24 protein-coding genes are annotated in these 26,261 nt (G+C 69.3%); 5 read left to right on the forward strand and 19 right to left on the reverse strand.

Annotated elements, in window-relative coordinates:
* Positions 1–47: 47 nt before the first annotated feature.
* The gene (locus AB0H36_RS18155) at positions 48–695 is read left to right on the forward strand and encodes an ACT domain-containing protein (RefSeq protein WP_360523935.1); all 648 of its coding nucleotides are present in this window, start codon (positions 48–50) and stop codon (positions 693–695) included.
* A 57-nt stretch (positions 696–752) separates the two neighbouring features.
* Here the strand turns inward: AB0H36_RS18155 and AB0H36_RS18160 are convergent, their stop codons facing one another.
* Together AB0H36_RS18160 and AB0H36_RS18165 are read right to left on the reverse strand one after the other, a co-directional pair.
* Positions 753–977 carry a hypothetical protein gene (locus AB0H36_RS18160; protein WP_360523938.1) on the reverse strand — a complete coding sequence of 75 codons (225 nt, stop codon included), beginning with the start codon at positions 975–977 and terminating at the stop codon, positions 753–755.
* Positions 978–997: 20 nt separating this feature from the next.
* Complete coding sequence (locus AB0H36_RS18165; RefSeq protein WP_360523941.1) at positions 998–1,984, reverse strand: hypothetical protein; 987 nt, start codon at positions 1,982–1,984, stop codon at positions 998–1,000.
* An 84-nt stretch (positions 1,985–2,068) separates the two neighbouring features.
* Between AB0H36_RS18165 and AB0H36_RS18170 the strand changes: the two genes are divergently transcribed.
* On the forward strand, positions 2,069–2,476 hold the full coding sequence (locus AB0H36_RS18170) for a hypothetical protein (RefSeq protein ID WP_360523944.1): 408 nt from the start codon (positions 2,069–2,071) through the stop codon (positions 2,474–2,476).
* A gap of 70 nt (positions 2,477–2,546) precedes the next feature.
* On the opposite strand, the gene ligA is transcribed toward AB0H36_RS18170, so the two are convergent.
* From ligA to AB0H36_RS18195, 5 genes are all read right to left on the reverse strand, one after another.
* Complete coding sequence (gene ligA / locus AB0H36_RS18175) at positions 2,547–4,673, reverse strand: NAD-dependent DNA ligase LigA (RefSeq protein ID WP_360523947.1); 2,127 nt, start codon at positions 4,671–4,673, stop codon at positions 2,547–2,549.
* 30 nt (positions 4,674–4,703) lie between these two features.
* Positions 4,704–5,684 carry a methionine synthase vitamin-B12 independent gene (locus tag AB0H36_RS18180; RefSeq protein WP_360523950.1) on the reverse strand — a complete coding sequence of 327 codons (981 nt, stop codon included), beginning with the start codon at positions 5,682–5,684 and terminating at the stop codon, positions 4,704–4,706.
* A 115-nt stretch (positions 5,685–5,799) separates the two neighbouring features.
* Positions 5,800–6,894, reverse strand: a complete 1,095-nt coding sequence (gene mnmA, locus AB0H36_RS18185) for a tRNA 2-thiouridine(34) synthase MnmA (protein ID WP_360523953.1) — start codon at positions 6,892–6,894, stop codon at positions 5,800–5,802.
* On the reverse strand, positions 6,894–8,096 hold the full coding sequence (locus AB0H36_RS18190; RefSeq protein WP_360523956.1) for a cysteine desulfurase family protein: 1,203 nt from the start codon (positions 8,094–8,096) through the stop codon (positions 6,894–6,896). The genes mnmA and AB0H36_RS18190 overlap by 1 nt, the downstream gene beginning before the upstream one ends.
* Before the next feature lie 48 nt (positions 8,097–8,144).
* Positions 8,145–10,733, reverse strand: a complete 2,589-nt coding sequence (locus AB0H36_RS18195) for a LuxR C-terminal-related transcriptional regulator (RefSeq protein ID WP_360523959.1) — start codon at positions 10,731–10,733, stop codon at positions 8,145–8,147.
* Between the two features lie 112 nt (positions 10,734–10,845).
* On the opposite strand from AB0H36_RS18195, the gene AB0H36_RS18200 reads away from it, so the two are divergent.
* On the forward strand, positions 10,846–11,322 hold the full coding sequence (locus tag AB0H36_RS18200; protein ID WP_360523962.1) for a pyridoxamine 5'-phosphate oxidase family protein: 477 nt from the start codon (positions 10,846–10,848) through the stop codon (positions 11,320–11,322).
* A gap of 10 nt (positions 11,323–11,332) precedes the next feature.
* On the opposite strand, the gene AB0H36_RS18205 is transcribed toward AB0H36_RS18200, so the two are convergent.
* From AB0H36_RS18205 to AB0H36_RS18215, 3 genes are all read right to left on the reverse strand, one after another.
* Positions 11,333–12,160: an NAD(P)-dependent oxidoreductase gene (locus tag AB0H36_RS18205; protein ID WP_360523965.1), complete on the reverse strand. Its 828-nt coding sequence runs from the start codon at positions 12,158–12,160 to the stop codon at positions 11,333–11,335.
* 178 nt (positions 12,161–12,338) lie between these two features.
* Positions 12,339–13,295, reverse strand: a complete 957-nt coding sequence (locus AB0H36_RS18210; protein WP_360523968.1) for an electron transfer flavoprotein subunit alpha/FixB family protein — start codon at positions 13,293–13,295, stop codon at positions 12,339–12,341.
* Positions 13,296–13,309: 14 nt separating this feature from the next.
* Positions 13,310–14,092: an electron transfer flavoprotein subunit beta/FixA family protein gene (locus tag AB0H36_RS18215; RefSeq protein ID WP_360523971.1), complete on the reverse strand. Its 783-nt coding sequence runs from the start codon at positions 14,090–14,092 to the stop codon at positions 13,310–13,312.
* A 192-nt stretch (positions 14,093–14,284) separates the two neighbouring features.
* Between AB0H36_RS18215 and AB0H36_RS18220 the strand changes: the two genes are divergently transcribed.
* On the forward strand, positions 14,285–15,031 hold the full coding sequence (locus AB0H36_RS18220) for a class I SAM-dependent methyltransferase (RefSeq protein WP_360523974.1): 747 nt from the start codon (positions 14,285–14,287) through the stop codon (positions 15,029–15,031).
* On the opposite strand, the gene AB0H36_RS18225 is transcribed toward AB0H36_RS18220, so the two are convergent.
* The 9 genes from AB0H36_RS18225 to AB0H36_RS18265 all read right to left on the reverse strand — a co-directional run bounded on the left by AB0H36_RS18225 (position 15,006) and on the right by AB0H36_RS18265 (position 23,885).
* Positions 15,006–16,046 carry a hypothetical protein gene (locus AB0H36_RS18225; protein WP_360523977.1) on the reverse strand — a complete coding sequence of 347 codons (1,041 nt, stop codon included), beginning with the start codon at positions 16,044–16,046 and terminating at the stop codon, positions 15,006–15,008. The genes AB0H36_RS18220 and AB0H36_RS18225 overlap by 26 nt on opposite strands.
* Positions 16,039–16,899, reverse strand: coding sequence for an acyltransferase (locus tag AB0H36_RS18230; RefSeq protein ID WP_360523980.1), 861 nt, complete (start codon positions 16,897–16,899; stop codon positions 16,039–16,041). The genes AB0H36_RS18225 and AB0H36_RS18230 overlap by 8 nt, the downstream gene beginning before the upstream one ends.
* A 9-nt stretch (positions 16,900–16,908) precedes the next feature.
* Positions 16,909–17,856 carry a methyltransferase domain-containing protein gene (locus AB0H36_RS18235; protein WP_360523983.1) on the reverse strand — a complete coding sequence of 316 codons (948 nt, stop codon included), beginning with the start codon at positions 17,854–17,856 and terminating at the stop codon, positions 16,909–16,911.
* Entirely contained in the window at positions 17,856–18,635 is a 780-nt protein-coding gene (locus AB0H36_RS18240; RefSeq protein ID WP_360523986.1) for an enoyl-CoA hydratase-related protein, read from the reverse strand. Before AB0H36_RS18240 ends, AB0H36_RS18235 begins: the two co-directional genes overlap by 1 nt.
* 92 nt (positions 18,636–18,727) lie before the next feature.
* On the reverse strand, positions 18,728–19,765 hold the full coding sequence (locus AB0H36_RS18245) for a Gfo/Idh/MocA family oxidoreductase (RefSeq protein ID WP_360523989.1): 1,038 nt from the start codon (positions 19,763–19,765) through the stop codon (positions 18,728–18,730).
* A complete protein-coding gene (locus AB0H36_RS18250) occupies positions 19,762–20,784 on the reverse strand; it encodes a Gfo/Idh/MocA family oxidoreductase (protein WP_360523992.1) in 1,023 nt (340 codons plus the stop codon). Before AB0H36_RS18250 ends, AB0H36_RS18245 begins: the two co-directional genes overlap by 4 nt.
* 8 nt (positions 20,785–20,792) lie before the next feature.
* Entirely contained in the window at positions 20,793–21,632 is an 840-nt protein-coding gene (locus AB0H36_RS18255; protein ID WP_360523995.1) for a carbohydrate ABC transporter permease, read from the reverse strand.
* Entirely contained in the window at positions 21,625–22,515 is an 891-nt protein-coding gene (locus tag AB0H36_RS18260) for a sugar ABC transporter permease (protein WP_360523998.1), read from the reverse strand. The genes AB0H36_RS18255 and AB0H36_RS18260 overlap by 8 nt, the downstream gene beginning before the upstream one ends.
* A 53-nt stretch (positions 22,516–22,568) precedes the next feature.
* Positions 22,569–23,885: a sugar ABC transporter substrate-binding protein gene (locus AB0H36_RS18265; RefSeq protein WP_360524001.1), complete on the reverse strand. Its 1,317-nt coding sequence runs from the start codon at positions 23,883–23,885 to the stop codon at positions 22,569–22,571.
* A 248-nt stretch (positions 23,886–24,133) separates the two neighbouring features.
* Between AB0H36_RS18265 and glgX the strand changes: the two genes are divergently transcribed.
* Positions 24,134–26,221, forward strand: a complete 2,088-nt coding sequence (glgX, locus tag AB0H36_RS18270) for a glycogen debranching protein GlgX (RefSeq protein ID WP_360524004.1) — start codon at positions 24,134–24,136, stop codon at positions 26,219–26,221.
* Positions 26,222–26,261: the final 40 nt, after the last annotated feature.

Below are 26,261 nucleotides of genomic sequence, written 5' to 3' on the forward strand. Positions count from 1 at the left end.
CGACAAGGCGTTACGCGCATGGTGCTCGGCTGGGAGATGATCGTTCGGTGTTCCTGCTGCGATTGATCATCCCGGACCGTCCCGGTTCGCTGGGGACGGTGGCCACCGCCCTCGGTGAGGTGAACGCCGACATCCACGCGATCGAGATCGTCGAGCACCGCCGCGAGAACGGCACCGCCGTCGACGACATCGTGGTCGACCTGCCGCCGGGCGTGCTGCCCGACCGTCTGGTCTCCGCCTGCAACGGCGTACCGGGTGTCGAGGTCATCTGGTTCTCCCGGTACGGCGCCGGCGGCGGACTGCACATGGACCTGGAAGCCGTCGAGCAGATGACGTCGGCTCCGTCGGACGCGATCGACATCCTGGTCGAGCAGTCACCTGCCGTCCTGCACGCCGACTGGGCCGCGCTGCTGGACGGCACCGGCAGCGAGGTGAAGGTCGCGCTCGAGACGAGTGCCACCCCGGAGTTCGGCGACGTGGCCGACGGCTGGCTGCCGCTGCACAAGGCGACCACCATGGCCGCGCCGGACCAGCACAAGGGCCTGGCCGAGTCGGTGCTGGTCGCCGCGCCGCTGGAATCCGGTCGCCGCATCCTCGTCATCGGCCGGCGCGGCGGGCCCGAGTTCCTCGGCTCCGAGGTCGCCCGGCTCAGCTACCTGGCCTCACTGGCCGTCACGATCCGCGCCACCGCGTAACCGCCGTACACACGACGAAGCCTCCCTCACCGCCTGGTGAGGGAGGCTTCGTGCGTGCTAGCTGAAGCGGAAGTAGGCGAAGACCCACAGACCGGCCAGCACCAGCAGTACGGCGACGCCGACCAGGATCACGATCAGCACCGACTGGCTGTTGCTGTCACTGCGGTCCGGGAGGTCGAACTGGGTCGGGCCCCAAGGACCGCCGCCGTCGACGCGCTGGAGCGCCTCGGGTGGTGGCGTGACCACCGTCCGCGACTCCCGCTTCTCCTTGGGGAACTTCATCCGACTCCCGACTCGCGCGCTCAGACGTAGAAGGTCTCGTAGCTGATCGAGATCCGCGAGGACGAGTAGGAGTCCTCGTTGTTGGCGATGATCTCGACCCGCCATCCGGCCACGTATGAAGCGTACGACTTCCCGTCACTGTGCGCCTGGACGAACGCCTTCAGGGCCGCGATGTCCTCGCCCTTCAGCGCGCCGAACGCGTCGTTCACCGCCGCCGGCAGCGCCTGCTTGACGTCCTCCGGGTCACCCGACGAGCTCATCTCCAGCGACCGGATGCCCTCGCCCTTGCTGGCGTAGGAGTAGATCCGCTGCGAGCCGTACTTGCCGACCTGCTTGCTGCACGAGCTGGTGCAGACGTACTTCTTCGCCTTCAGCGCGGCGATCAGCTGGTCCTCGGTGGTGCTGAAGCTCTTCCGCGGCAGGTCGAACGAGTCCGACCCGGACTTGCCGCCGGACAGCTGTACCTGGTCACCGTCGTTGCGCAGCTCGAACTCGCCCCAGGTGCTGCCGACCTTCTGCGACTTCTGGCCGGTGCCGACCGCGTCCTGGATCTTCTTGACCTCGCCGCCGCCGAAGGTGTCGTTGCCGATCGCCTGCAGCGCCGCGTCGAAGGTGACCTTGGCGTTGTTGACGTTGTCCTCGTTCTCCGACTTCACCAGGACGCCGATGATCGTGCCGTCCGGCGAGAACTGGAAGACCGCCTCGGCCTCGGTCGGGCCGTCGTACTTGAAACAGCCGCGGTGCGCGCCCTGGCCGGTGTTGAACAGGTCGCTGCACTGGAAGCCCTGGCCCTGCAGCTTCTCGGTCGCGTTCTTGGCCTGGCCGGTCGCGTTGCCGAGCGAGCCATTGTCGCCGCCGTTGGACGGGTTGCCGGTCGGCTCACCGGTCTGCGAGGTGGTCGGGTTCGCCTCGGGCTCGTCGTCACCGCCGAGCGCCTTGATACCGAGGAACACGAGCAGGCCGATCAGCACGATGCCGACGACGCCACCGCCGATCAGCAGCGGCATCTTGTCCTTGCCCAGCCCACCGGGGCCCTTGTTGCCACCGCCGCCCGGCTGCCACTGCTGCTGCCCGGGCTGGCCCTGCTGCTGGTGCCAGCCGCCCTGCTGCTGAGAGCCCTGCTGGCCCTGCGGGCTCCAGGGCTGCTGCTGGTAGGAGCCACCGCCCTGCTGCTGCGGGGAACGCTGCCCCCAGCCGCCCTGCTGGCCCTGGCCCTGACCTTGGCCCTGGCCGGGGCGCTGGTCCTGAGCCGGCTGGCCCGGCTGTGGCCGGCCAGGCTGCTGCTGGCCCCAACCGCCACCCTGCTGCGGAGGCTGCTGTGGCTGCTGTGGGCGTTGACCCCAACCGCCACCACCCTGGCCAGGAGGCTGTTGCTGTCCCCAGCCGCCCCCTTGGCCGGGTTGGCCTCCCTGTCCCCCTTGCTGCCCGCCAGACTGGCCCCCCGGCTGCCCAGGACCCCACGGTCCCTGCGGCGGCGTCGTCATATTCGCTCCTTTTGACCCACGTGTAGACGTGCAAAGTTAACAGTCCGACGGCTCAGCACAGCCGCCGGATCCACCGGGGTGTTCGTTATCCGTCGCCAGGCTCAGGAGTGGTCGCAACCTTGGTCGCGGCGTCGGCGCCCTCGTCCAGCAGAACCTGGAAGCCGGCCCCGTCCAGGATCGGTACGCCGAGCTGGACGGCCTTGTCGTACTTGGAGCCCGGAGAGTCGCCGACGACCACGAACGAGGTCTTCTTGGAGACCGAGCTGGCGACCTTGCCGCCCCGGGAGACGATCGCCTCGGTGGCGTCGTCCCGGCTGAATCCCTCGACCGTGCCGGTCACCACGATGGACAGGCCGGTGAGCGTCTGCGGCACGCTCGGCCCGGTGCGCTCCTGGCGCATCTCCACGCCGGCAGCCTTCCACTTGTCCACGATCGCCTGGTGCCAGTCGACGTCGAACCACTCGATCACCGCGTGCGCGATGGTCGGGCCGACGCCCTCGATCTCGGACAGCTCCTCCTCACTCGCCGCGCGGACCGCCTCGATGTCGTCGTACACCGCGGCCAGGGCCTGCGCGGCGGTCGGGCCGACGTGCCGGATCGACAGCGCGACCAGGCCGCGGGCCAGCGGCTGGGTCTTGGCGGTCTCGAGGTTCGCGAGCAGGCGCTGGGCGTTCGCCGACAGCGCGCCCGCCTTCGTGGTGAAGAACGCGCTGCGGGACAGGTCGTCCGCGGTCAGCCCGAACAGGTCGCCCTCGTCGGTGATCAGGTCGTCGCCGATCAGCGCGTCCGCGGCCTTGAAGCCGAGCACCTCGATGTCGAACCCGGACCGCCCGGCCAGGTGGAAGATCCGCTCCCGCAGCTGCGCCGGGCAGGACTGCGAGTTCGGGCAGCGGATGTCGACGTCGCCCTCCTTCATCGGGCGCAGCGGCGTACCGCAGGACGGGCACTCGGTGGGCATCACGAACTCGTGGGCGTCGTCCGGGCGCAGCTCGACCACCGGCCCGAGGATCTCCGGGATCACGTCGCCGGCCTTGCGCAGCACCACGGTGTCGCCGATCCAGACGCCCTTGCGCTTCACTTCCTGCGCGTTGTGCAGGGTGGCGAACTCGACCGTCGACCCGGCCACCCGGACCGGCTCCATCTTCCCGTACGGCGTGACGCGGCCGGTGCGGCCGACGTTCACCTCGATGTCGAGGAGCTTGGTGGTGACCTCCTCCGGCGGGTACTTGTACGCGATCGCCCAGCGCGGCGCGCTCGACGTGGACCCGAGCGCGCGCTGCAGGTCGACCTCGTCCACCTTGACCACGACGCCGTCGATCTCGTGGTCGACGGAGTGCCGGTTCTCGCCGTAGTAGGCGATGAAGTCGTTGACCTGGTCGAGCGTCTCGACCTTGCGGGCGCGGTCGCTGACCGGCAGGCCCCAGGCCTTGAGCTGCTCGTACGCCTCGGACAGCCGGCCGACGTGGTAGCCGTCGACGCGGCCGAGGCCGTGCACGACGAACCGGAGCGGACGGCTCGCGGACACCCGCGGGTCCTTCTGCCGCAGCGAGCCGGCGGCGCTGTTGCGCGGGTTGGAGAACGGGTCCTTGCCCGCGCCGACCAGCTGCGCGTTCAGCTCCTCGAAGTCCTCGACCCGGAAGTAGACCTCGCCGCGGACCTCGAGGAAGGCCGGCAGGTCCTTGCCGTTCAGCTCGTTCGGGATGCTCTTGATGGTGCGGACGTTCAGCGTGACGTCCTCGCCGGTGCGGCCGTCGCCGCGGGTCGCGCCGCTGACCAGCTTGCCGTTCTCGTAGACGAGGTCGAGGGCGAGGCCGTCCACCTTCAGCTCGCACAGGAAGCCGCTGTCGTGGATCTGCCGCAGGGTGACCTCGCGCTCGAGCCGCTTGGCCCAGGCCTCCATCTGCTCGGCGGAGAACGCGTTCGCCAGGCTCTCCATCCGGGTCGGGTGCTGCACCGGGGTGAACAGCGTGGAGATCGGCACGCCGACCTTCTGCGTCGGCGAGTCCGGTGTCCGGAGCTCGTTGTACTGCTCCTCGAGGTCCTGCAGCTCGTGCATCAGCGCGTCGAAGTCCGCGTCCGAGATGGTCGAGGTGGCCAGGTAGTACCTGACCCGGTGCTCCTCGATCTCCTGGCTCAGGGCCGCATGCCGCGCCCGCACCTCGGCCGGCGCCGCCGGCTGCTCAGCTGCAGTCGTCTCGGGGATCTCACTCATGAGGCGAATTTACAGGGGAGCACCGACGATTTACGTGTTCTCTGCGGCCTCTGCAACTGCTTCTGCGGTACGACGCAACAGGTCGAGCCGACTGCGGGCATCTTGAGGTGAGGGAGCGGCGGCCAGACCGCAGGCCGGGGTGATGACGACCTTTTTCAGGAGTTCCGGGTCCAGGCCGAGCTCGCGCCAGCGGCGTACCAAGGGGGCGGCGGCCTGCTCGGGGTTCGGGAGTGGGCCTGTGGTGGCGACCAGGCCGGCGTAGATGGTGCTGCCGGCCTCGGCCGCCAGCGCGATCTGCTCCCAGCCCGGCTCGGTCAGCAGTGAGACGTCCACAGCGACACCGGTGGCCCCGGCCTTGGTGAACACCTCGATCGGCGGCCGTGCGGCGCAGCAGTGCACCACAGTGGGCGCTGCGCCGATCACGAGGCTCAGCAGCTCAACAGCGCCTGGACCGTCCACCGAACGGTGTTTGCTCCAGCCAGATGCCGTAGGCACAGCACCAGCGAGTACGGCGGGCAGCCCCGGCTCATCCACCTGTACGACGACCTCCGCCCCGGGCACCCGCCGCCGTACCTCGGCCACGTGCTCGCCCAGCCCCAGCGCCAACGCGTCAGCCAAGTCCCGCCGAGCGCCGTGGTCGGCCAGCACCTTGTCGCCCCGCGGCAGCTCGACAGTCGACGCCAGCGTCCACGGGCCGGTCAGCTGCAGCTTCAGTGGCCCGGTGTAACCGTCCGCTAGCTCTTCGAGCGCATCGAGATCCTCTGCAAGCAGCGAACGCGCCCGCCGCTGGTCCAGACTCGCCCGCGGATCGCTCCCGCCCGTCAGCCGCCACCCCGCCGGCTGCAGGTCAGCAGCCAGCTCGGTCAGTACGGCGACCGCCCGGCTGACCATGTCGCCGTACGGACGCGCCGGAAGCTCAGCCAGGAACGGGATGTCCACGGCCTCGAGCAGCACCTTCGTCCACTCACGAATGTCGTCACCCGGAACCGAACCCAGGCCGGTTGTGGTCATGGGGCCTCCCGGCCTGGACTGAGGAGCGGAGGGAGCGAAGCGACTGGAGTGACGAGGGAAGGCCGGGAGTCACAGCCCCATGACCCCCGCGCCGGAGGCGCGGAGTTCAACACAGTCATGCGTGCTGTGCCGCCACGCGTGACACGGTGTCGATCGTGGCCGAGCCGATCACGCGTGTGCCGTCGTACAGGACGACTGCCTGACCGGGTGCGACCGCTGACGCCGGCTCGTCGAAGTCGACCACGACCTGGTCGCCCTCGACCCGCGCGGTGACCGCGACCTCCTCGCCGTGCGCACGCAACTGCGCCTTCGCCTGCAGCGTCGCGGTCGGCGCCGGCCCACACCAGCGCGGCTTGGAAGCGATCAGCCGGGAGGCCGCGAGCTCCTCGCGCGATCCGACAGTCACCGTGCGGTCGACCGGGCTGATGTCCAGGACGAACCGCGGCTTGCCGTCGGCGGCCGGCGTACCGATCTTCAGGCCCTTGCGCTGCCCGACGGTGAACCCGTGTGTGCCCTTGTGCTCGCCCAGCTTGTTGCCCTGCGCGTCGACGATGTCACCGGGCGCCTCGCCGAGGTGCTTGCTGAGGAAGCCCGGAGTGTTGCCGTCGGCAATGAAGCAGATGTCGTGGCTGTCCGGCTTGGCCGCCACCGACAGTCCCAGTCGCTCGGCCTCCGCCCGGACCTCGGTCTTCGGAGTGTCCCCCAGCGGGAAGAACGCGTGCTGCAGCTGCTGCTGCGTGAGGACGCCGAGCACGTACGACTGGTCCTTGGCCGGGTCCACTGCCCGGTGCAGCTCCCGACCTCCGTCCGGCGTGTCCACGATCCGCGCGTAGTGCCCGGTCGCGACCGCGTCGAAGTCCAGCGCCAGCGCCCGCTCCAGTACGGCGCTGAACTTCACCTTCTCGTTGCAGCGCAGGCACGGGTTCGGCGTGCGACCGGCGGCGTACTCGCTGACGAAGTCCTCGACCACGTCGGCGTGGAACCGCTCGGCCAGGTCCCAGACGTAGAACGGGATGCCGATCACGTCCGCGGCCCGGCGGGCGTCACGGGAGTCCTCGATCGTGCAGCAGCCGCGGGCGCCGCTGCGGTACGACTGCGGGTTCCGGCTCAGTGCGAGGTGCACGCCGACCACGTCGTGCCCGGCCTCGGCCATCCGCGCCGCCGCGACGGCGGAGTCGACTCCGCCGGACATGGCTGCGAGTACCCGCATCAGGTGTTCCTTCCCACGTTCTGCAAGCCGGCGGACTTGGCCCGCTCCACCACCGGCACGATGTTGTCCAGGACGGCGTCGATGTCGGCCCGGGTGCTGGTGTGCCCCAGGGTGAACCGGAGCGACCCGCGCGCCCGCTGGTCGTCGTACCCCATGGCCAGGAGGACGTGACTCGGCTCGGCGACGCCGGCGTTGCACGCGGACCCGGTGGAGACCTCGATCCCACGCGCGTCGAGCAGCAGCAACAGCGAGTCACCCTCGCAGCCGCTGAAGGACAAGTGTGCATTGTTGGGCAAGCGGTCCGCCGGGTCCCCGGACAGCTGCGCGCCCTCGACGGTGCTCACGACTCCGCCGATCAGCGCGTCCCGGAGCTCGGTCAGCCTGCGGGCCTCGTCGGCCTGGTGCTTGATTGCGTGCTCCGCCGCGACCGCGAACCCGGCCGTCGCGGGCGCGTCGAGCGTACCGGAGCGTACGTCGCGCTCCTGGCCGCCACCGTGCAGCACCGGCGTCAGCTTGGTCTCCTTGTGGACGACGAGCGCGCCGATGCCGTACGGACCGCCCAGCTTGTGGGCGGACACGGTCAACGCGTCGACGCCGAGCTCGGCGAAGTCCACCGGCACCTGCCCGATCGCCTGCACCGCGTCGGTGTGCACGGGGATCTCGTACTCACGGGCCAGTGCGGCGATCTCGCGGACCGGCTGGATCGTCCCGACCTCGTTGTTCGCCATCATCAACGTGACGAACGACACGCTCTCCGGGTCCTGCTCGACGGCCCGCCGTACGTCGTCCGGCTGCACCCGGCCCAGCTCGTCGACCGGCAGCCACTCGATCTGGGCGCCCTCGTGCTGCGCCAGCCAGACGGCCGGATCGAGTACGGCGTGGTGCTCGATGCCGCTGAGCAGGATCCGGCGGCGGCGCGGGTCCTCGGCCAGGCGGGCCCACCACAGGCCCTTCAGGGCCAGGTTGTCGGCCTCCGTGCCGCCCGAGGTGAACACGACCTCGCTGGGCTGCGCGCCGAGCGCGGCGGCGATCGTCTCGCGGGACTCCTCGACCGTCCGGCGGGCGGCGCGACCGGAGCCGTGCAGGGACGACGCATTGCCGGTCCGCGCGAGGTGATGGCTCATCGCCTCGATCGCCGCCGGCAACATCGGAGTCGTCGCCGCGTGGTCCAGGTACACCGTGCGACGGTCGGAAGCAGTCATATCGGATTCAAGGGTATGTCCGCCGCGGTTGTTCCCGCTCCTCGGGCCTCAGCGGTGGGACAGCAGCCGGAGCGTGTCGGCGTGCTCGAACTGCGCCCCGATCCGCTCGAACTGCTCGGCCGCCTGCTCCAGCGGGGCCCGCTCACCGGTCAGCCGCCCCCTGGCTCGCAGCAGTACGGCATCCGACCAGGCGTTCTCGCTCACGGCACGCTGGAGATACTGCTCGGCGTCCGGGTACCGGAGCGCCGCCGCCAGTTCGGCACCGGAGGCCCACGCGTACGGCGCCCACCACGGCTCGGGGAACTCCTCGAAGGCCTGCTCAACCGATCTGGCCAACGTTGCCGACAGCTGCCCGCTGTCGAGGCGGTGCAGGGCCAGGCGGGCGTCGACGAAGGCTGCACTCGCCATCAGGCCTGGGGAGTCGGCTGCGGTGGAGACCTGGGCGATCTGCAGCGCACGGCCCTGCCAGACGGCGTCCTGACCAGTGCCGAGCAGTCCGTGGGTCAAGGCTGCGCACGAGGCGGCTGAGGCCATCCAGGACCGAGGCGGGCGGCCCGCCGTGGTCCAGCCGTTCCACATGACGTCCGCCGCCTGCACTGCTTCGTCGAACAGCCCGCTGAGGGCGAACGCACGGATCTTGCGCGGGGCCGTGATGTACGGGTGCCCGTGCACCGGGTCGTCCGTCAGCCGTGCGAGTCGGACGGCCTCTGGAAGGTCGCCGACCGACACGGCCGTCGTGGACGCGACATGGAAGGCGTCGGTGATCTCCGCGACTGCCCGCGGCTCGTGATCCGGCAGTGTGGCGGCTAGCTCGAGCCTCTCCTCGGCGGACCGCCGTGCATCGTTGAGTCGGCCGGCGCTGGCGACTGCTACGCCGTACGCGTCCAGAGCGTTCATCAGGTCGAGCGGATCGCCGGCCTTGCGTGCTGCATCGAGCGCTGCCTCCGCTGGGCCGACCTCCTGCCGCGATGCCCAGGCTCGTGCGATCAGGACTGGCACAGTGTCCACGTCCTTGGGGAGCAGGCTGGCGCCGTGGTCCGGCGGGGGCGGCATTGCCTCGTAGCGGTTGAGGATGGTGACCGCATAGGCCAATGCGTCCTGGTGGTTGTTCTCCGCGGCCGATCGCATCATCAGTTGGTAGGCGTGTGCACCGTCCGAGACAGCCAGCGCGGCGTCGGCTGCGTCGCGGAGGTCGTCGTACAGCTGGGTGGCGTCCGAGGCGTGCGCTGCAGCGGTCAGGTAGTGCTCGCGGGCCTCGACGAACCGCTTCCGGGCAAAGGTCAGGTGCGCGAGTCTGCGCGCCAACCGCCGTACGTCGGTGTCGGACCGGCTCACCGCTGCCCGCAGGTCGGCTGTCACCTGGTCGAACTCGCTCTGCCAGTCCTCGTGATGCTCCAGCCGCTCCTCCAGCCGGGCGGCGGTGCTGTCGGCCCAGGCAAGGTGCAGTACGGCGACAGCGTCGTACTCACCGCGTCCCTTGAGTTCGTCCAGCGCGTAGGCGCGGACCGTCTCCAGCATGCGCCACCTGCTCGTGCCGGCGAGCTGAGTCCGGTGCAGCAGGCTCTTGTCGGTCAGTCGGCCGAGCAGATCGCTCACCTCACCGCGACTGCTCGCTGGACTGATCGCTTCTGCTGCGCTCAGGTCGAAGCCGCCGACGAAGACGCCTAGGCGCCGGAAGAGGGCTCGTTCAGCATCGTCGAGGAGGTCGTAGCTCCATCCGATGACCTGCGCCAGCGAGTGGTGTCGCTCGTTGGGCCCGCGTCCGCCGGCGGCGAGCCGCAGTCGATCGTCCAGCGCGGCGAGCAACCCGTCCGGACCCAGCGAGTCGGCGCGGGCGGCAGCAAGCTCGATAGCCAGCGGTACGCCGTCCAGACCGGCGCACAGCTGAGCAGCCACTTCGTCGTCGGCGGCGAACTCTGGTGCCACCCGGTCCCGGAACAGCTGCTCTGCCTCGGACCCGAGCGCCAGCGGCGCCAACTGCACGGACCGCTCCCCCGTCACCCCGATCCGCTCCCTGCTGGTCACCAGTACGGCGGTCTGCGGCGCCTGAGCCAGGATGCGGGCAACCAGATCGCCGACGTCCAGCACCAGGTGCTCGCAGTTGTCGAGCACGAGCAGAGTCCGCCCGCGCTGCAGTCGGGCGAACAATGCGTCGAGGAGCGTGTGCGGGGGCTGCTCGCGTACGCCGAGGGCCTCGGCGACCGCGGCCACGACGAAGCCCGGCCGGACCGGGACCAGGTCGACGACGGCACCGCCGTACGGATAGTTGCCGGCGGCCTCGACTGCGACGCGTAGGGCCAGCCGCGTCTTGCCGACGCCACCTGGCCCTAGCAGGCTGACCAATCTGTTGGTTTCGAGCGCGGCCAGGAGCTCGGTCTGCTCGTGCTCGCGGCCGACGAACGTCGTACCTGGGCCGGCCAGGGTGGTGAACTCGCGGCTCTCCTGCGTCAGCTCGGCAAGGCCCGCGAGCTCGTGGCGATCGGAGACGCCGTACTTGCGGAGCAGCGAGGAGACGTGGCTCTCGACCGTGCGGACGCTGATGTGGAGCTGCCGCGCGATCTGGGCGTTCGAGCGGCCGCCGGCGAGGGCGGCCAGCACCTCGGCCTCGCGGGCGGACACCTCTGGCGCACCGGTCACGGGCCCATCATGCCCGCTGGCCAGGCCGGTCAGTGGTGGTTCCGTGGCGAGCACGGATGACTTTCGGTGCCGGGGGCTCGCAGGCTGGACGACGTACCCGAAAGGAGCCGACATGGCACAGGAGATCCTCGACCAGCGGGCGACCGCGGTCATCGAGGCGAACAAGTACATGACGCTGGCCACCGTCGACGGCGACGGCCTGCCGTGGGCCACACCGGTCTACTTCACGCCCGATGGGCACGCCGACTTCTACTGGGTCTCGTCACCGGAGGCTGCGCATTCGGTCAACCTCACCCGGACCCCGGACGTCAGCATCGCGATCTTCGACTCCAGCGTCGCCGTCGGCCAGGCCTCGGCCGTCTACCTGCGCGCCCGCGCCGGGCTCGTGCCGGACGACGAGCTCGAACGCTGTGCGGCGTTCTACTCCGCCCGCCTGGCCGGCCTGCGCCACTTCACCGTCGACGAGCTTCGCGCGCCCGCCGACCTCCGCCTCTACCGCGCCCGCGCCACCGAGCACTGGATCCTGGTCCGCGGCCGCGACCCCGAATACGGTACCGGCATCGACTCCCGCCGCCCCGTCTGGACCTGAACCCTGCCAGCTACTCGCGCCAGCGACTGCGGTGCGTCCAGCCGATCACATCGGCGGCCCGGCGGCAGTCGTAGAGGGAGGTGGTGGCGGGGAGGTCGGTGCGGATGTCGGTGTCAGGGAGGTACTGGGCGAGGAGCTCGTTGGTGGGTTGGAGCATGCCGGTGTCCTCGGCTGCGATCAGGAGCGTGGCATAGCGGTCGGACTCCGGCCGTGGGTTGAGGGACAGCACGCAGGCACGGGCCGCCTCGGCGAGGTCGACGTACCCCCAGAGGTTGCGGCGGTTGTCCTCGGGTGGCGCCTCGGTGATGTAGCGGCGTACTTCGCCGGGCGTGAGGATCCAGTGGAAGCGCAAGGCGGTGACCTGCATGCCGCGGCGTGCGTACATCTCGCCGGTCCGCTCCAGGACGTCCTTCGTCAGCGCGTAAGGATCGACGTACCGCAGCGGGGTCTCCTCGTCGATCGGCACCTCTGGTACGGCGAGCTCCTCCGGCGACCAGGCCGTCCCGTAGATCGACCCGCTGGACGCAAGCACCGCGGTCCGAATCCCCTGCTTCCACGCCTCCTCGAGCGCGTTGAACGTCGTCATCGAGTTGATGTGCACGAGGTCCGCCGGCGCAATGTTCTCCGGACTGGGAATCGCAGCACAATGCACAATCGCCTCCACCCCACGCAACGACCCAGCCACCGCCTCCCGATCCAGCAGATCAATCGAGTCCCCGACGCCACCAGGCGCCGAGGAGACGAGGTCGGCCTCAACTACGTCGTGTCCGGCGGCTGACAGTTGGCGGCAGACCTCGCTGCCGAGTTTGCCTCGTGCACCACTCACCCAGATCCGCATCCAGCGGATGCTAGAGGACGCGGCGCCGAGAAATGCGGCGGCCCGGCTCGGGAGGGGACCGGGCCGGGCCGTCGCGGGGGGTCGGAGGTCGAGGGGTTACCTCCGGTGTGACCGGCTCCCAGGAGGAAGGCTCCGGTCGGGGTGGCTGGGTCCCGGGGCGGGGACCCAGCGCGGGGGGTCAGGACTTGCGGGTGGTGATCTCCTGGGTGGCGGCCGGGAGGACCTTGTGGAGATCGCCGACCACGCCGAAGTCGACCAGCTCGAAGATCGGGGCTTCCTCGTCCTTGTTGACGGCGACGATGGTCTTCGAGGTCTGCATGCCGGCCCGGTGCTGGATGGCGCCGGAGATGCCGGCCGCGACGTACAGCTGCGGCGACACCGTCTTGCCGGTCTGGCCGACCTGGTAGGCGTGCGGGTACCAGCCGGAGTCGACGGCGGCGCGGGAGGCGCCGACGGCGGCGCCGAGGGAGTCGGCGAACGCCTCGACCGGGCCGAAGTCACCGCCGGTGCCACGGCCGCCGGACACGATGATCGCGGCCTCGGTCAGCTCCGGGCGGCCGGTCGCCTCGCGCGGCTTGGAGTCGGTGACGCGGGCAGTTTTCGCCACGTCGGAGACCGACACGTCGAACTCCTCCACCTCCGGCGAGGTCTCGGCCGCCTCCGGGGTGGCGGCGTTCGGCTTGACGGTGATGATCGGCGTGCCGTGGGTGACCTTGGCCTGGACCGTGTAGTTGCCGGCGAACACCGACTGCGTGGTGACCGGGCCGCCGTCGCCGGCGGTGACGTCGACGGCGTCGGTGATCAGGCCGGACTCCAGCTTGACCGCCAGCCGGGCGGCGATCTCCTTGCCCTCGGCGTTCGACGAGATCAGGATCGCGGACGGCTCGATCTTGGCCGCGACCTGCTGCAGCGCCTCGGCCTTCGGGGCCACCAGGAACTGGGTCAGCTCCGGGTTGGACAGCGCGATCACCTTGGTCGCGCCGTACTGTCCCAGCGCCGGCAGCGCGTCCTGCACGCCGTCGCCGACGAAGACCGCGACCGGCTCGCCGAGGCGGCGGGCGATGGTGAGGAGCTCAGCGGTGGTCTTGCGGACCTTGCCGGCGGTGTGGTCGACGAGAACCAGAACGTTGGACATGAACTGATCGCCCCTCAGAGGAACTTGTTGGTGGACAGGAACTGGACGAGCTGGGTAGCGCCGCTACCGTCCTCGTCGGTGACGATCGTGCCGGCGGTGCGCGGCGGACGGGCGGTCACCTCGACCACCTCGGTCCACGCCGCGGAGCCGCCCACCTGGTCGGCCGAGAGCTCCAGGTCGGCCAGCGACCAGGTCTGCACCGGCTTCTTCTTCGCGGCCATGATGCCCTTGAACGAGGGGTACCGCGGCTCGTTGGCCTGGTCCGAGACCGAAAGGACCAGCGGCAGCGTGCCCTCGATCGTGTCGCTCGCGGTGTCGCCGTCGCGGCGGATCCGCACGGTCTGACCGTCGACGGTGACCTCGGAGCCCAGCGTCACGGCCGCCAGCCCGAGCCGCTCCGACACCATCGCCGGCACCACACCCATCGAACCGTCGGTCGAGCCCATCCCGAACACGACCAGGTCGGCCTCGAGCTTGGCCAGCGCCTTGGACAGGATCAGCGAGGTGGCCACCGCGTCCGAACCGTGGATCGCGTCGTCGAGCACGTGGACACCGGCGTCGGCGCCCATCTGCAGCCCCTTCTTGACCGCGTCGGCGGCCTGCTCCGGCCCGACGGTCAGCACGGTCACCTCGGCGTCGCCGGCCTCTTTCACGGTCAGCGCGGTCTCGACGGCATATTCGTCCAGCTCGGACAGCAGCCCGTCGACACCGGCGCGGTCCACCGTGTTGTCCTCCGGGCGGAAGCGGCGGTCCGCGGTGGCATCCGGCACGAACTTCGCGCAGACGACGATCTTCATAGCGTGTGGGACCCCTTCTGGTTAACGGTCTCTCCCAAGCCTGCCACGGATGTTACTCACGAGAAACATTCTCCCGTGCGAGTCCCATCACACCGTGCTTATCCGAGCCGCGGGGCACAGGACAAGTGGACACGGGTGTGATGTCGGAACACACACCGAACACCCACCGAACCGCGCACTAGGCTGACTCAGGTGACCGAGACGTTACCGCTCACCGGCGAGAGAACAGCGCCCGGGATCTGGCACGAGAACTACTGGTTCGCGCGCCACGACGCCGCCTACCGCTGGATCACGGCCAACCTGTCATCGAACAGGACCGGCCGCGTCCTCGACGCCGGCTGCGGCGAGGGGTACGGCGCGGAGCTGCTCCGCCTGGCGGGCGCGGACTCCGTGACCGGTCTCGACTATGAAGATACGACCCTTCGGCACGTCCGCCGCGTTTATCCACAGATCAATGTGGTGCAGGGCAACCTCGTCCAGACCGGCTTCGCCGACGCGACCTTCGGCTTCATCACGTCACTGCAGACGATCGAGCACCTGTGGGAGCAGCCGCGGTTCATCGCGGAGTGCGCGCGCATCCTCCAGCCGGACGGCGTCCTGGTGCTCAGTACGCCGAATCGCCTGACGTTCCCGAGCGGGAACTGGTACCACACCCGCGAACTGACGGCCGCAGAGTTCACCGAACTGCTCGAGCCGCACTTCGAGATCACGCACGCGCTCGGACTTCACCACGGCGCCACGTTGCGCGAGTGGGAGCAGCAGCACGGCCCGTGCGTCGACGCGCAACTGGCCACCGAGCACGACGACTGGGCACCGGAGCTGCGGCAACTGGTGACCGGCACGCGGCACGAAGACTTCGAGATTCGCCCAGGAGACCTGGACGAATCTCTCGATCTGATCCTCGTCGCGAACCCTAGGGGCGAACGAACCGTTCGATGATCTTGCCGGCGATCAGGTAGACCAGCGCCGCGATCCCCCAGTTCACCAGCAGAGTGTTCTTCGCGGTCTCGAGCCGGAACAGGTCCTTGAACGGGCCCACCAGGTCGTGCCCGCGCTCCAGCACCCAGCGCACGATCTCGTTGCTCTGGTTCGTCTGGTCCAGGGCCGTGAACAGCGCACCGAGCGCCAGTACGGCGGCCGCCAGCACCGCGACCAGCCAGATCAGTGAGGCGATCAGGTTCCGCAGCCTCCGCACTCCGGAGCCCACCGAGCTCAGCGCCTGCTTGCCCTTACCCGAAGGGGAAGCCGCTTTGTTGCCCGCCGCACCGGTCTTGGCCGGAGCCGAAGCAGACGAAGCGGCGGACGTGGCCGGAACCTTCGTCACCGGCTTGGTCACCGCGGTCTCCGCCGGATCGTTGGCCCCGGCATCCTTCTCGGCGGCGGCCGAGGCCGCGGCCTTCTCCCGGGCCCGCTGCTCGGCGACGATCTCCGCCGCGGTCTTCGGCCGGGCCGGCTTGGTCACCGTCGCGGTCGACCCGCGGCCGCTCGCCTCGCCCGCGTCGCCACTGCTGCCCTTTGCGTCCGCCGGCGGCTTCACCGCCTTCTCCGCGTCCGCTGCCTTCTCGTCGTGCGTACCCACGTCGTCCATCTCCTCAGCCGGGGTCGGTTCCTCGTCCGCCGCCGTCGCGGTCGTGGCCGGCGGTCTCCTGCGCCGGCTGACCGGGACCGGGCGGGGCGACAGCCTGCGCCGGGCGCCCGCGAGCGGTGCCGGTGCCGCCGTCCTGCCGTCCACTGCCTGCACCTCCGGGTCCAGCCTTCGGTTCACGCCCACGTCCCGAACCGCCACCGGCGGCTCGGGGCTCTCAAGCGCTTGTTCCAACGTAGCGCTGCCGGGTTCCGTCACGATCGCCATCGGGTCGACCGCGCGGGTGCGCGCCCGGGTGATCGAGTCGTCGGCGGCCGCCTGGTCGAGCAGCGACGGCGCCGGCTGCCCGCTCCGGGTCTGGTCAGCCACGCTGGATCTCCTCTCCGACGGTCAACCGGTCGGCCTCCGGCCGAACGTGGGGGACATAGTGCCCGACTGGTGAGTAACTTGAGAACCCCTCGTCGTCAACTCCCTCACCAGCCGCACTGTCGCCATCACCCTCAGCTTCCCCCGGTACGCCGTTCCTACTCGGCGGCACCGGATCGCCGCCGGCGAGCAACCGGGCCGCGGTGCGGTCGTTCGCCGCGGCCAGCCCGGCCAGGTAGGCCCGGCGGGCCGCGTCGGCGGCGTACCGGGCGGTGCGGTCGGCGACCACCACGGCCGGCACCCCGGCGGCGACGGCGTACGAAGGAATGTTGCCACGGGCAACGCTGTTCGCGCCGATCACCACGCCGCGGCCGATGTCGGTTCCGCGGGTGACGGTGACCTTCGTGGCCAGCCAGCAGTCCGGGCCGATCCGGACCGGCGACTTCACCAGGCCCTGGTCCTTGATCGGCAGGTGCAGGTCCTCGGTCTTGTGGTCGAAGTCGCAGATGTAGGTCCAGTCCGCGATCAGCGTGGAGGCGCCGATCTCGACGTCCAGGTAGCAGTTCACCGTGACGTCGCGGGCGAACACCACCTTGTCGCCGATCCGCAGCGTGCCCTCGTGCGCGCGCAGCCGGGTCTCGTCACCGAGATGCACCCACTTGCCGAGCACGATCCGGCCGTGCCCGGGCCGCGCCACGATCTCCAGCTTCTTGCCCAGGAAGACGAATCCCTCGGTGATCACGCCGGGGTGACGCAGCTTGAACCAGGCGAACCGCCAGTAGCGCTTCAGGTAGTACGGCGTCCAAGCCCGATGGCGCACCACCCAGCGCAGATTCGCCGCGGTCAGCAACCGCATCAGAACACCCTACTGCGCGACACCTGTGATCGAGACGTTGTAGTACAGCTCGTCGGGCACGACGGCCGACAGCGCCTTGTCCACCTTCGACAGCTGCAGCCACGACTTGTAGGCGAACATCCGCCACCCGAACCCGAGCTTCTGCTCCGGTACGGCGGCCTCGAACGTCCGGATCGGCCACCCGACCCAGGCCGCCAACAGCTCCTCGGTGACCGTTCGTACGTCGGCAGCGCCCGCACGGGTCGCCATCCGGGCCAGCGTGTCCGGGTCGAACGTGTGCAGGTCGACCACAGCCTCCAGCGCGGCGGCCCGGGACGACTCGTCGAGCTCCGACTGCGGCCGGCGCCACTCGGCCAGGGCCGGCAGCTTGGTCAGGTTCGTGGTGGCCCACCAGGTGAAGCGTGACAACCGCCGGGCCACGTAGTCGCCGTACCGGGTGGGTTCACCGCAGATGACGAAGCGGCCGCCGGGCTTGAGCACGCGCAGCATCTCGCGGAAGGCGAGCTCGACGTCAGGGATGTGGTGGATGACCGCGTGCCCGATGACGAGGTCGAAGGTGTCGTCGTCGTACGGCAGCTTCTCGGCGTCGGCGACCTTGCCCTCGATCGCGAACCCGAGCGTCTTCGCGTTCTTCTTGGCCGCCTCGACCATGCCCGGGGACAGGTCGGTGACGTGCGCCTCGTCGAGAACGCCCGCCAGCTTGAGGTTCAGCGTGAAGAAGCCGGTGCCGGCGCCGATCTCGAGGGTCTTGCCGTACGGCCAGCCGTCACGTCCGGCGATCGCGACGAACCGGTCGCGGGCGTAGGTGACACAGCGTTCGTCGTACGAGATCGACCACTTCTCGTCGTACGTCGACGCCTCCCAGTCGTGGTAGAGCACCTGGGCGAGCTTGTTGTCGTTCCAGGCCGCCTCCACCTCTTCGGCGGTGGCGGCGGGCTTCTCAGCGGAGGTGGTCATCAGATTCCCTTGAACTCGGCCTTGCCCGGGCCGTTCTCGACGAAGGACTTCATCCCGATGGCGCGGTCCTCGGTCGCGAACAGCGCGGCGAACTGCTGCCGCTCGATCTCCAGCCCGCTGTGCAGATCGACCCCGAGCCCGGCGTCGATCGCCTCCTTGGCGGCCCGCAGTGCGAGCGCGGCGCCCTTGGCGAACTGCGACGCCCAGGCAACCGCCGCGTCGTACACCTCGGCCGCCGGGACGACCTTGTCGACCAGGCCGATCGACAGCGACTCGGCAGCGTCGACGAACCGGCCGGTGTAGATCAGGTCCTTGGCCTTGGACGCGCCGACCAGCCGGGACAGCCGCTGCGTCCCGCCGGCGCCGGGGATGATGCCGAGCAGGATCTCCGGCTGGCCGAGCTTGGCGTCGTCCGCGGCGATCCGGTAGTCCGCGCACAGCGCCAGCTCGCAGCCACCACCCAGGGCGTACCCGGTGATGGCCGCGACCGTCGGCTTCGGGATCGCGGCGACCGCGGACAGCGAGGACTGCAGCGGACCGGAGCGCTTGACCATGTCGGCGTACGACATGTCGGCCATCTCCTTGATGTCCGCGCCGGCCGCGAACACCCGCTCGCCGCCGTAGATCACCACCGCGCGGACCTCGTCGGAGGCCGTCGCCTCCAGCGCGGCGGCCCGGATCTCCTCCTGGACCTGGACGTTCAGCGCGTTCATCTTCGGCCGGTCCAGCCGGATCGTGCCGACACCGTTACTCACGGTGAGGTTGACGAACTCGCCCATCGTCTCGCTCCTAACAGCCTGAGGGGTCCTACCCGCCGGTCACATCCCCGGAACCGTACCGGACCACCATGCGCACTTGTACTGCGGGGAGGCTACAGATCGACCGGTTGACCCGAGACCGCGGACCGCCGCGCCGCGTCCACGATCTGCAGTGTCCGCAGGCCGACCGCACCATCCGGCTGCGGTACGACGGCCGGCGTCGCACCCCGCACTGCCGGGCCCGACTCGCGGACCGCGTGCAGGAACGTGTGCAGCATCGACTCGTCGAGGTTGCCCCCGATCGCCAGGTACACCTCGCCCGACGCGTCTGTCCCGCCGACATGCGGCAGGAAAGGCTCGATCTCCACCGACCCGTTGGTCCCGGTCACCTGCAACGACACGCCACCCCAGGTCGGACCGTTGTCCGGCACGCTCCAGGAGCAGTCGATGGTTGCCAGCAGCCCGTTGTCGTAGGTGATCGTGACCAGGCCACCGGTCTCCACCTTGACGCCCTTGTCCTGGTGCAGGACGTGGTTCGCAGCCGCATAGACCCGCGTGGCGGAGGCACCACCGGTCAGCCCGTCGATCAGGTCGGCACAGTGCACGGTGTGGTCGACCAGCGCTCCCCCACCGGCCAGCTCGGCGTCGGTGAACCACTGCCGCTGGTCGTACGGGATCTTCCCGTTGTTCGTCCCCAGTACGGCGAACACGTCGCCGAGCCTCCCGGCCTCGACCGAAGCCCGCAGCCGCAGGTACGACGGCGCGAAGCGGACCGGGTAGGCGATCATCAGGATCGCCCCGGCCTCGGCGCACGCGGCCAGCATCGCTTCGCCGTCGGCGACATCGGTGGCCAGTGGCTTCTCGCAGAGCACGTGCGCGCCGACGGCCACGGCCCGCTCGACCAGCTCACGGTGGTAGGCGTTCTCGCTGGTCACCACGACGGCATCGGGTCCCCAGTCGAACAGTTCGTCGTACGAGTCGACGTACGCGACACCGTGCTTCTCGGCGAACTCCGCGCCACGTGCTCCGGCGTCCGGTGCGGACGCGCCGTCCGGGTCCGCCGTCAGTACGTCGACGTCCGGCATCGCGCCGAGCAAGGACGCGTACGACGAGGCGTGCGTGTGCGCGAACGAGGCGATCGCGACCTTCATGCCGCTGCTCCCGAGGGGTCGAAGGTGGTCATGTCGATGGTGCGGCCGGTCGCCATGGACGAGCGGGCCGCCTCGGCCAGATAGACCGCGGTTGCGCCGTCGGACGCGAGCACCCGGGGCTCCGGCCCACCGCGCAGCCCCACCGCGAGCTCACGAAGCTGCGTCAGGTACGGGCTCTCCCCCAGCGTCGACGCGGGGATCAGCAGGTCGCCGCCGACGGCGCCGTCCTGCAGTTCCTCGGCGTACCCGGAGTCGGCGTCCGACGAGTACTTCAGCACGCCGGTCGACCCCGCGACCTGGAAGCCGGACTGGAACTTGGTCCCGGTCGCACCCCAGGTCGCGCGACAGTGGCTGATCGCTCCGCTCTCGTGGGTCAGCGTGACGTGCGCGGCCACGTTGACCGGGCTGATCCCGTCCACGGTCGGCGGGTTCTGTACGGCGTACACGCTGGTGACCTCGCCGCACAGCCAACGGGCCTGGTCGAGGTCGTGGACCATCAGGTCCATGATCACGCCGCCGGAGCGGCCCACGTCGCGGTACCACCCGGCACCGGCGGGCGACGACGCCTGGCGGAAGAACCGGGCCACCGCGACGGCACCGATCCGGCCGGCGCCGATCGCGTCGTACGCCGCGCTGTAGGCCGGGAAGTACCGCACGACGTGGGCCGGGTAGACCTTCACGCCGGCCGCAGCGGCGGCAGCGATCACCTCGTGCGAGTCGGCCGCGGTCAGCGTCAGCGGCTTCTCGCAGATCACGTTCCGGCCCGCCTTGATCGCGGCCATCGCGATCTCCTTGTGCGTCGGCGACGGCGTCACGATGTCGACGAAATCGACCTGCTGCAGCACGCTGTCGAGCGACGGCGCCACCTCCAGCCCGTACTGCTCGGCGAGCTCAGCCGCACCGGCCTCGGAGTGCACCAGGACGCGGGCGCCGAGTGCCTTCCAGGCCGACACGTGCACGTGCGCGATGTTGCCCGCGCCGATCAGGCCGACGGTCAGATCGGCCAACTGTTCCGACATGAGGTCCCTTACTTGAGTCCGGAGAATGCGATGCCTTCGACCACGCGACGCTGCAGCAGCACGAAGATGATCAGGACGGGTGCCATCGCCATCAGCGCCGCTGCCATCATCACACCGGGCGAGATGCTGCCCTGGTAGCCGCTGAGCGTAGCCAGGCCGACCGCGAGCGGCATCTCCTCGGGCGCGGAGGTGACCACCAGCGGCCAGAGCAGATCCGCCCACGAGGTCAGCACGGTGATGATCGCCAGTGAGATCAGCCCCGGCTTGGCGACCGGCAGCACGACCTTCCAGAAGGTCTGCCATGGGTTGCAGCCGTCCAGCCGGGCGGCTTCCTCGAGCTCGACCGGGATCGACCGGAAGAACTGCATCATCAGGAACGTGCCGAACGCGCTGAAGATGCCGGGGGCAACGATGCCGTGGATGCTGTTCAGCCAGCCGAGCTGCTGGATGATCTGGTACTGCGGGATCAGGTAGACCTGGCTGGGCACCATCAGGATGGACAGGATCAGCGCCAGCAGCACGCCCTTGCCCGGGAACCGCATCCGGGCGAACGCGTACCCGGCCATCGAGCACAGCACCAGCTGCCCGACGGTCCGGCCGACGGTGACCGCCACCGACACCCAGAACTGGTCCAGGAACGGTAGCCGCTGGAACACCTCGGTGAAGTTGCGCCACTCCAGGCCCTTCGGCAGCAGGTCCGGCGGGATCGCCTGGATCTCGGCCTGCGTGGAGACGGCCATCTTGAGCTGCCACAGGAACGGGAACATCATCACCAGGCTGCCCAGCGCCAGCAGCACGTGCGCGACCTTGTTGTTGCCCAGCCGCTCGTCCTTCACACCCTTAGTCATAGTTCACCCACCGGCGCTGCAGTCGGAACTGGACGACGGTCAGCAGGCCGACGATCGCGAGGATCAGGATCGCGATGGCGGCGCCGTACCCGCGCTCGTTGTCGACGAACGCGGCGTCGTAGAACAGGAAGACCAGCGACTGCGTCTTCGGCATCACCGGGTTCGTCGGGCCGAGCAGCGCGTACAACTGGTCGAACAGCTGGAACCCGGCGATCGTGGTGATCACCGACAGGAAGAAGATCGACGGCGTCAGCAGCGGCACGGTGATCGAGCGGAACTGCTGCACCGAGCCGGCTCCGTCCAGCGACGCCGCCTCGTACAGCTCGCCGGGGATGCCCTTCAGACCGGCCGACAGCACGATCATGTTGAAGCCGATCGACATCCACAGGCCGAGCAGCGCCACCGCGACCAGCGCGAACCACGGCTCGGTGATCCACGACGGGCCGTCGATCCCGATCACGCCGAGCGCCTGGTTCAGGACGCCGTAGTCCTTGTTGTAGATCAGCCGCCAGACCAGCGAGATCGCGGTCGGCATCGCGACGTACGGCAGGAAGAACAGCGTCCGGTAGACCATCGCGCCGCGCAAGCCGGGGCGGTTCAGCAGGCTGGCGAACAGCACCGCGAGCGGGATGCCGAGCAGCACGATCGCGGTGTAGACGACGGTGTTCAGGATCGCCCGGTAGACGTCGCCGTCCCCGACCAGGGTGCTGTAGTTCTCCGCGCCGACCCAGGTGCTGCCACCGAACGGGCCGGTCTCGGTGAAGCTGTCGTACAGCGTCTTCACCAGCGGCCACAGGTAGAAGACCAGCACACCGAGGAACGTCGGCAGCACGAACACCCAGGGCCAGCCACCCTCACCCGACCGGCGCCGCCGCGGGCTCACCGCCGGCTCGGGACTCCTGGTCCCGGGCCGGCGGTCCGTTGTGGTCGCCGAGCTCACTGCTCTTTGCCCAGCGCCTCGTCCATCTTGGTCGCGACGTCCTTGGCGACGTCCGCGATCGGTTTGTCACCGCCGATCGCCGGGGTGAGCTCGTTGATCTCGAGGTTGTTCCAGACCGCGGTGTCCTTGGACACCGGGTACGGCTCGGAGTACTGCTCGGCCGCCTCGATGTAGGTCTTCAGGTTGTACTGCGGCGCCGAGTTCACGAAGTCGGTCTGGGTGCCGGTGAAGGCCGGGTTGGCCGCCCCGAGCTTGGCCTGGACCAGCGCTGCGTCCTTGGTGCCGAGGAAGGCCAGGAACGCGGCCGCCGCCTGCGGGTTCTTCGACTTCGCGCTCATCACGTTGCCGATGCCGTGGATCACCGTCTTGCGCTCGCCGGTCGGCGCCTTCGGGATCGGCACCACAGTGAAGTCGTTCTTGTACGGCGACTTCAGCGCCGCCGACACCACCCAGTTGCCGTTCCACATCATCGCGGCCTTGCCGTCGAAGAACCGGTCCTGGCTCTTGGTCTCGGCGTTCTGCGCGGCCGTCGGGGTGTAGCCGTTCTTCACCATGTCGGACCAGAACTGCAGCGCCTCGACCGACTTCGGGTCGCCGTACCCGGACTTGCCGTCCTTGACCACGAAGCCGCCGTTGCTGAGCATCGCCGGGTAGAAGTCGGCCTGGGTGCCGAGGGTGTCGCCGCTGGCCCAGATGTTCTTCGGGCCGAGCGCGGCCTTCAGCTTGACCGCGGCGGCCTTGTAGTCGTCCCAGGTCCAGTCCGCGGTCGGCGGGGCCACCTTGGCCTCGGCGAACAGGCGCTTGTTGTACCACAGCGCGATCGTGTCGAAGTCCTTCGGAATCCCGTACTGCTTGCCGTCCAGCGAGTACAGCTCGTTCAGCGCCTTCGGGTAGTTGGCCGGGTCGACCTGCTTGGCCCCGTCTTTGTCAGAGGTCAGGCCCTCCAGGGTCGCAAGCTGCTTGTTGGCGGCGAACAGCTGGAAGTTCGGGCCGTTCATCCAGAACACGTCGGGCAGGTTGTCCGAGGAGCCCTGCGTCTTCAGCTTGGTGAAGTACTGGTCGAAGGTGGCCAGCGAGATCGAGACCTTGACGTTCGGGTACTTCTGGTTGAACGCCTTGACGATCTCCTGCATCGCGGGTTGCTGGTTGACGTCCCAGATCGCGTAGGTGATGTCCCCCTTCACCTGCGCCGGGTCGTCGGGGACTTTCGCGTCGGACCCGCCACCGGATCCTCCGTTGTCCCCACAGGCGGCCAGCGAGATGGCCAGTACGGCAGCGGCCAGCACACCGGCCAGCCTGGACGAAAATCGCATTCGGGTGTCTCTCCTCGGCTCCGGCTCGAGAGCGGGAACATGTCGGGGGCAACGACGCCGGCCAGGAGTTGGGCCGGCCACCGAGTCACCTGCAGGGGGTGGGTTCAGGTAACTTAATAACGGTTCGTGCGTTTGTATCATTGCGCAGAGTCGTTCGCAACTACCCTCTCATGAGCACAACCAACATTGTTATCGATAACTCACCCCACACCCGCGCCGTTTTGAGAGGTCTTGTGCAGAATGTGCCGGTGACCGAAGCGACCGCCGCCCCGAGTGCTCTCGACACCGGGCTCCACCTGGGGGCAGTGGTCCAGACCGATGGCACGACCTTCACGCTGTGGGCTCCCGCCGCGGAGCGCGTCGAGCTGGCGCTGATCGCCGACGACGGCAGCCAGCGGAACCTTGATCTGGCCCATACCGGTGAGTTCTGGACCGGCTTCGCGCCCGGAGTGGGCCATGGGCAACGGTACGGCTACCGCGTGCACGGACCGTTCGATCCGTCCCACGGCCTGCGGTTCAACCCGTCCAAGCTGCTGCTCGACCCGTACGCGCGAGCCATCGACGGATCGCTCGACTACTCCAGTCCGCTGATCTACGACTCCTCCGACGGAGACTCCGCCGGCCACGTCCCGGTCGGCGTGGTCGTCGCCGAGTCGGAGCCGCCGCCCCCGATCAGCCGCCCGGTGCACTGGGGCGAGACGGTCATCTACGAACTGCACACCAAGGGGTTCACCAAGCGGCATCCCGACGTACCCGAGCACCAACGCGGGACGTATGCCGGACTCGCGCATCCGTCCGTGATCGCGTACCTCACCGACCTCGGGGTCACCTCGGTCGAGTTGTTGCCGATCCACCACTTCCTCACCGAGCCGGCGATCGCGGCTCGCGGACTGCCGAACTACTGGGGTTACAACAGCCTGGGGTACTTCGCGCCGCACGCGCCGTACGCGTCGTCGGGCTCCCGCGGTGAGCAGGTCGCGGAGTTCAAGGCGATGGTGGCCGCGTTCCATGCCGCGGGCATCGAAGTGATCCTGGACGTGGTCTACAACCACACCGCCGAGGGCGGCTTCGACGGGCCGACGCTGAGCTTCCGCGGGATCGACAACCGGGCGTACTACCGGTTGGGGCACGGCGGGACGACGTACGACGTGACCGGCACCGGCAACTCGGTCGACACCTCGCACCCGCAGGTCCGGCGGCTGATGATGGACTCGCTGCGGTACTGGGTCGAGGAGATGGGCGTCGACGGGTTCCGGTTCGACCTGGCGGTGACCCTGATCCGCAACGAGCGGCACGAGGTGGACACCATCGACCACCCGTTTCTGGCCGAGGTCGCGGCGGATCCGGTGCTCGGCCGGGTCAAGCTGATCTCCGAGCCGTGGGACATCGGACCGTTCGGCTACCAGGTCGGCAACTTCGGCACCCCGTGGTCGGAGTGGAACGGCAAGTTCCGCGACAGCGTGCGCGACGTCTGGCGGAACACCTCCGACGGCGTGAAGGACCTCGCCTACCGGCTGTCCGGGTCCAGCGACCTGTACGGCGACGACGGGCGCTACCCGTACGCGTCGATCAACTTCGTCACCGCCCACGACGGGTTCACGCTGCGCGACCTGGTCAGCTACGACCACAAGCACAACGAGGCCAACCACGAGGACAACCGGGACGGCACCGACGACAACCGGTCCTGGAACTGTGGCGTCGAGGGCGAGACCGCCGACCCGGCCGTGATCGCGTTGCGGAAACGGCAGATGGCGAACCTGATGTCTACGCTGATCCTGTCGACCGGCGTGCCGATGCTCACCGCCGGCGACGAGTGCGGCCGGACGCAGCACGGCAACAACAACGCGTACTGCCAGGACAACGAGCTCTCCTGGTTCGACTGGTCGTTGCCCGAGGCCTGGTCGGACCATCTCGAGCTGACGAAGAAGCTGATCGCGTTGCGGGCGGCGCACCCGGTGCTGCGGCAGTGGCACTACTTCTCCGGGCAGCCGGTGATGGAAGGCGGCGGCCGCAAGGACCTGTCCTGGATCGCACCGCACGGCGGCGAGATGACCGAGGCCGACTGGTACGACGGCAACCTCCGGACGATCGGGATGTTCCTGGCCGGTGATGCCCTCCGCGCCACCGACGCCGCCGGCAACGCGCTGACCGACAGCTCGTTCCTCCTCGCCCTGAACGCGACCCCGGAGACCCGTCAGGTCGTCGTACCGGACGCCTCCTGGGCCCCGGCGTACGAGGTGGTCCTCGACACCAGCAACTCGATGGTGACCGAGGTCGAAGCCGGCGCCACCGTCCCGCTCGCCCCTCGCTGCCTGGTGCTGCTGCGCGCGCTCTAGTACGGGCGCTCAGGTCGTTAACCTTCCTCCAGTACATTCG

The sequence above is a fragment of the Kribbella sp. NPDC050820 genome, assembly GCF_040653975.1.
In the GTDB taxonomy this organism is placed as follows: Bacteria; Actinomycetota; Actinomycetes; order Propionibacteriales; family Kribbellaceae; genus Kribbella.

Coding starts and splice junctions, on each gene's coding strand:
- AB0H36_RS18160 (WP_360523938.1), bottom strand. CDS start 977: ATGAAGTTCCCCAAGGAGAAGCGGGAGTCGCGGACGGTGGTCACGCCA.
- AB0H36_RS18165 (WP_360523941.1), bottom strand. CDS start 1,984: ATGCCGCTGCTGATCGGCGGTGGCGTCGTCGGCATCGTGCTGATCGGC.
- ligA (WP_360523947.1), bottom strand. CDS start 4,673: ATGAGTGAGATCCCCGAGACGACTGCAGCTGAGCAGCCGGCGGCGCCG.
- AB0H36_RS18180 (WP_360523950.1), bottom strand. CDS start 5,684: ATGACCACAACCGGCCTGGGTTCGGTTCCGGGTGACGACATTCGTGAG.
- mnmA (WP_360523953.1), bottom strand. CDS start 6,894: ATGCGGGTACTCGCAGCCATGTCCGGCGGAGTCGACTCCGCCGTCGCG.
- AB0H36_RS18190 (WP_360523956.1), bottom strand. CDS start 8,096: ATGACTGCTTCCGACCGTCGCACGGTGTACCTGGACCACGCGGCGACG.
- AB0H36_RS18200 (WP_360523962.1), top strand. CDS start 10,846: ATGGCACAGGAGATCCTCGACCAGCGGGCGACCGCGGTCATCGAGGCG.
- AB0H36_RS18205 (WP_360523965.1), bottom strand. CDS start 12,160: ATGCGGATCTGGGTGAGTGGTGCACGAGGCAAACTCGGCAGCGAGGTC.
- AB0H36_RS18210 (WP_360523968.1), bottom strand. CDS start 13,295: ATGTCCAACGTTCTGGTTCTCGTCGACCACACCGCCGGCAAGGTCCGC.
- AB0H36_RS18215 (WP_360523971.1), bottom strand. CDS start 14,092: ATGAAGATCGTCGTCTGCGCGAAGTTCGTGCCGGATGCCACCGCGGAC.
- AB0H36_RS18230 (WP_360523980.1), bottom strand. CDS start 16,899: ATGCGGTTGCTGACCGCGGCGAATCTGCGCTGGGTGGTGCGCCATCGG.
- AB0H36_RS18235 (WP_360523983.1), bottom strand. CDS start 17,856: ATGACCACCTCCGCTGAGAAGCCCGCCGCCACCGCCGAAGAGGTGGAG.
- AB0H36_RS18240 (WP_360523986.1), bottom strand. CDS start 18,635: ATGGGCGAGTTCGTCAACCTCACCGTGAGTAACGGTGTCGGCACGATC.
- AB0H36_RS18245 (WP_360523989.1), bottom strand. CDS start 19,765: ATGAAGGTCGCGATCGCCTCGTTCGCGCACACGCACGCCTCGTCGTAC.
- AB0H36_RS18250 (WP_360523992.1), bottom strand. CDS start 20,784: ATGTCGGAACAGTTGGCCGATCTGACCGTCGGCCTGATCGGCGCGGGC.
- AB0H36_RS18255 (WP_360523995.1), bottom strand. CDS start 21,632: ATGACTAAGGGTGTGAAGGACGAGCGGCTGGGCAACAACAAGGTCGCG.
- AB0H36_RS18265 (WP_360524001.1), bottom strand. CDS start 23,885: ATGCGATTTTCGTCCAGGCTGGCCGGTGTGCTGGCCGCTGCCGTACTG.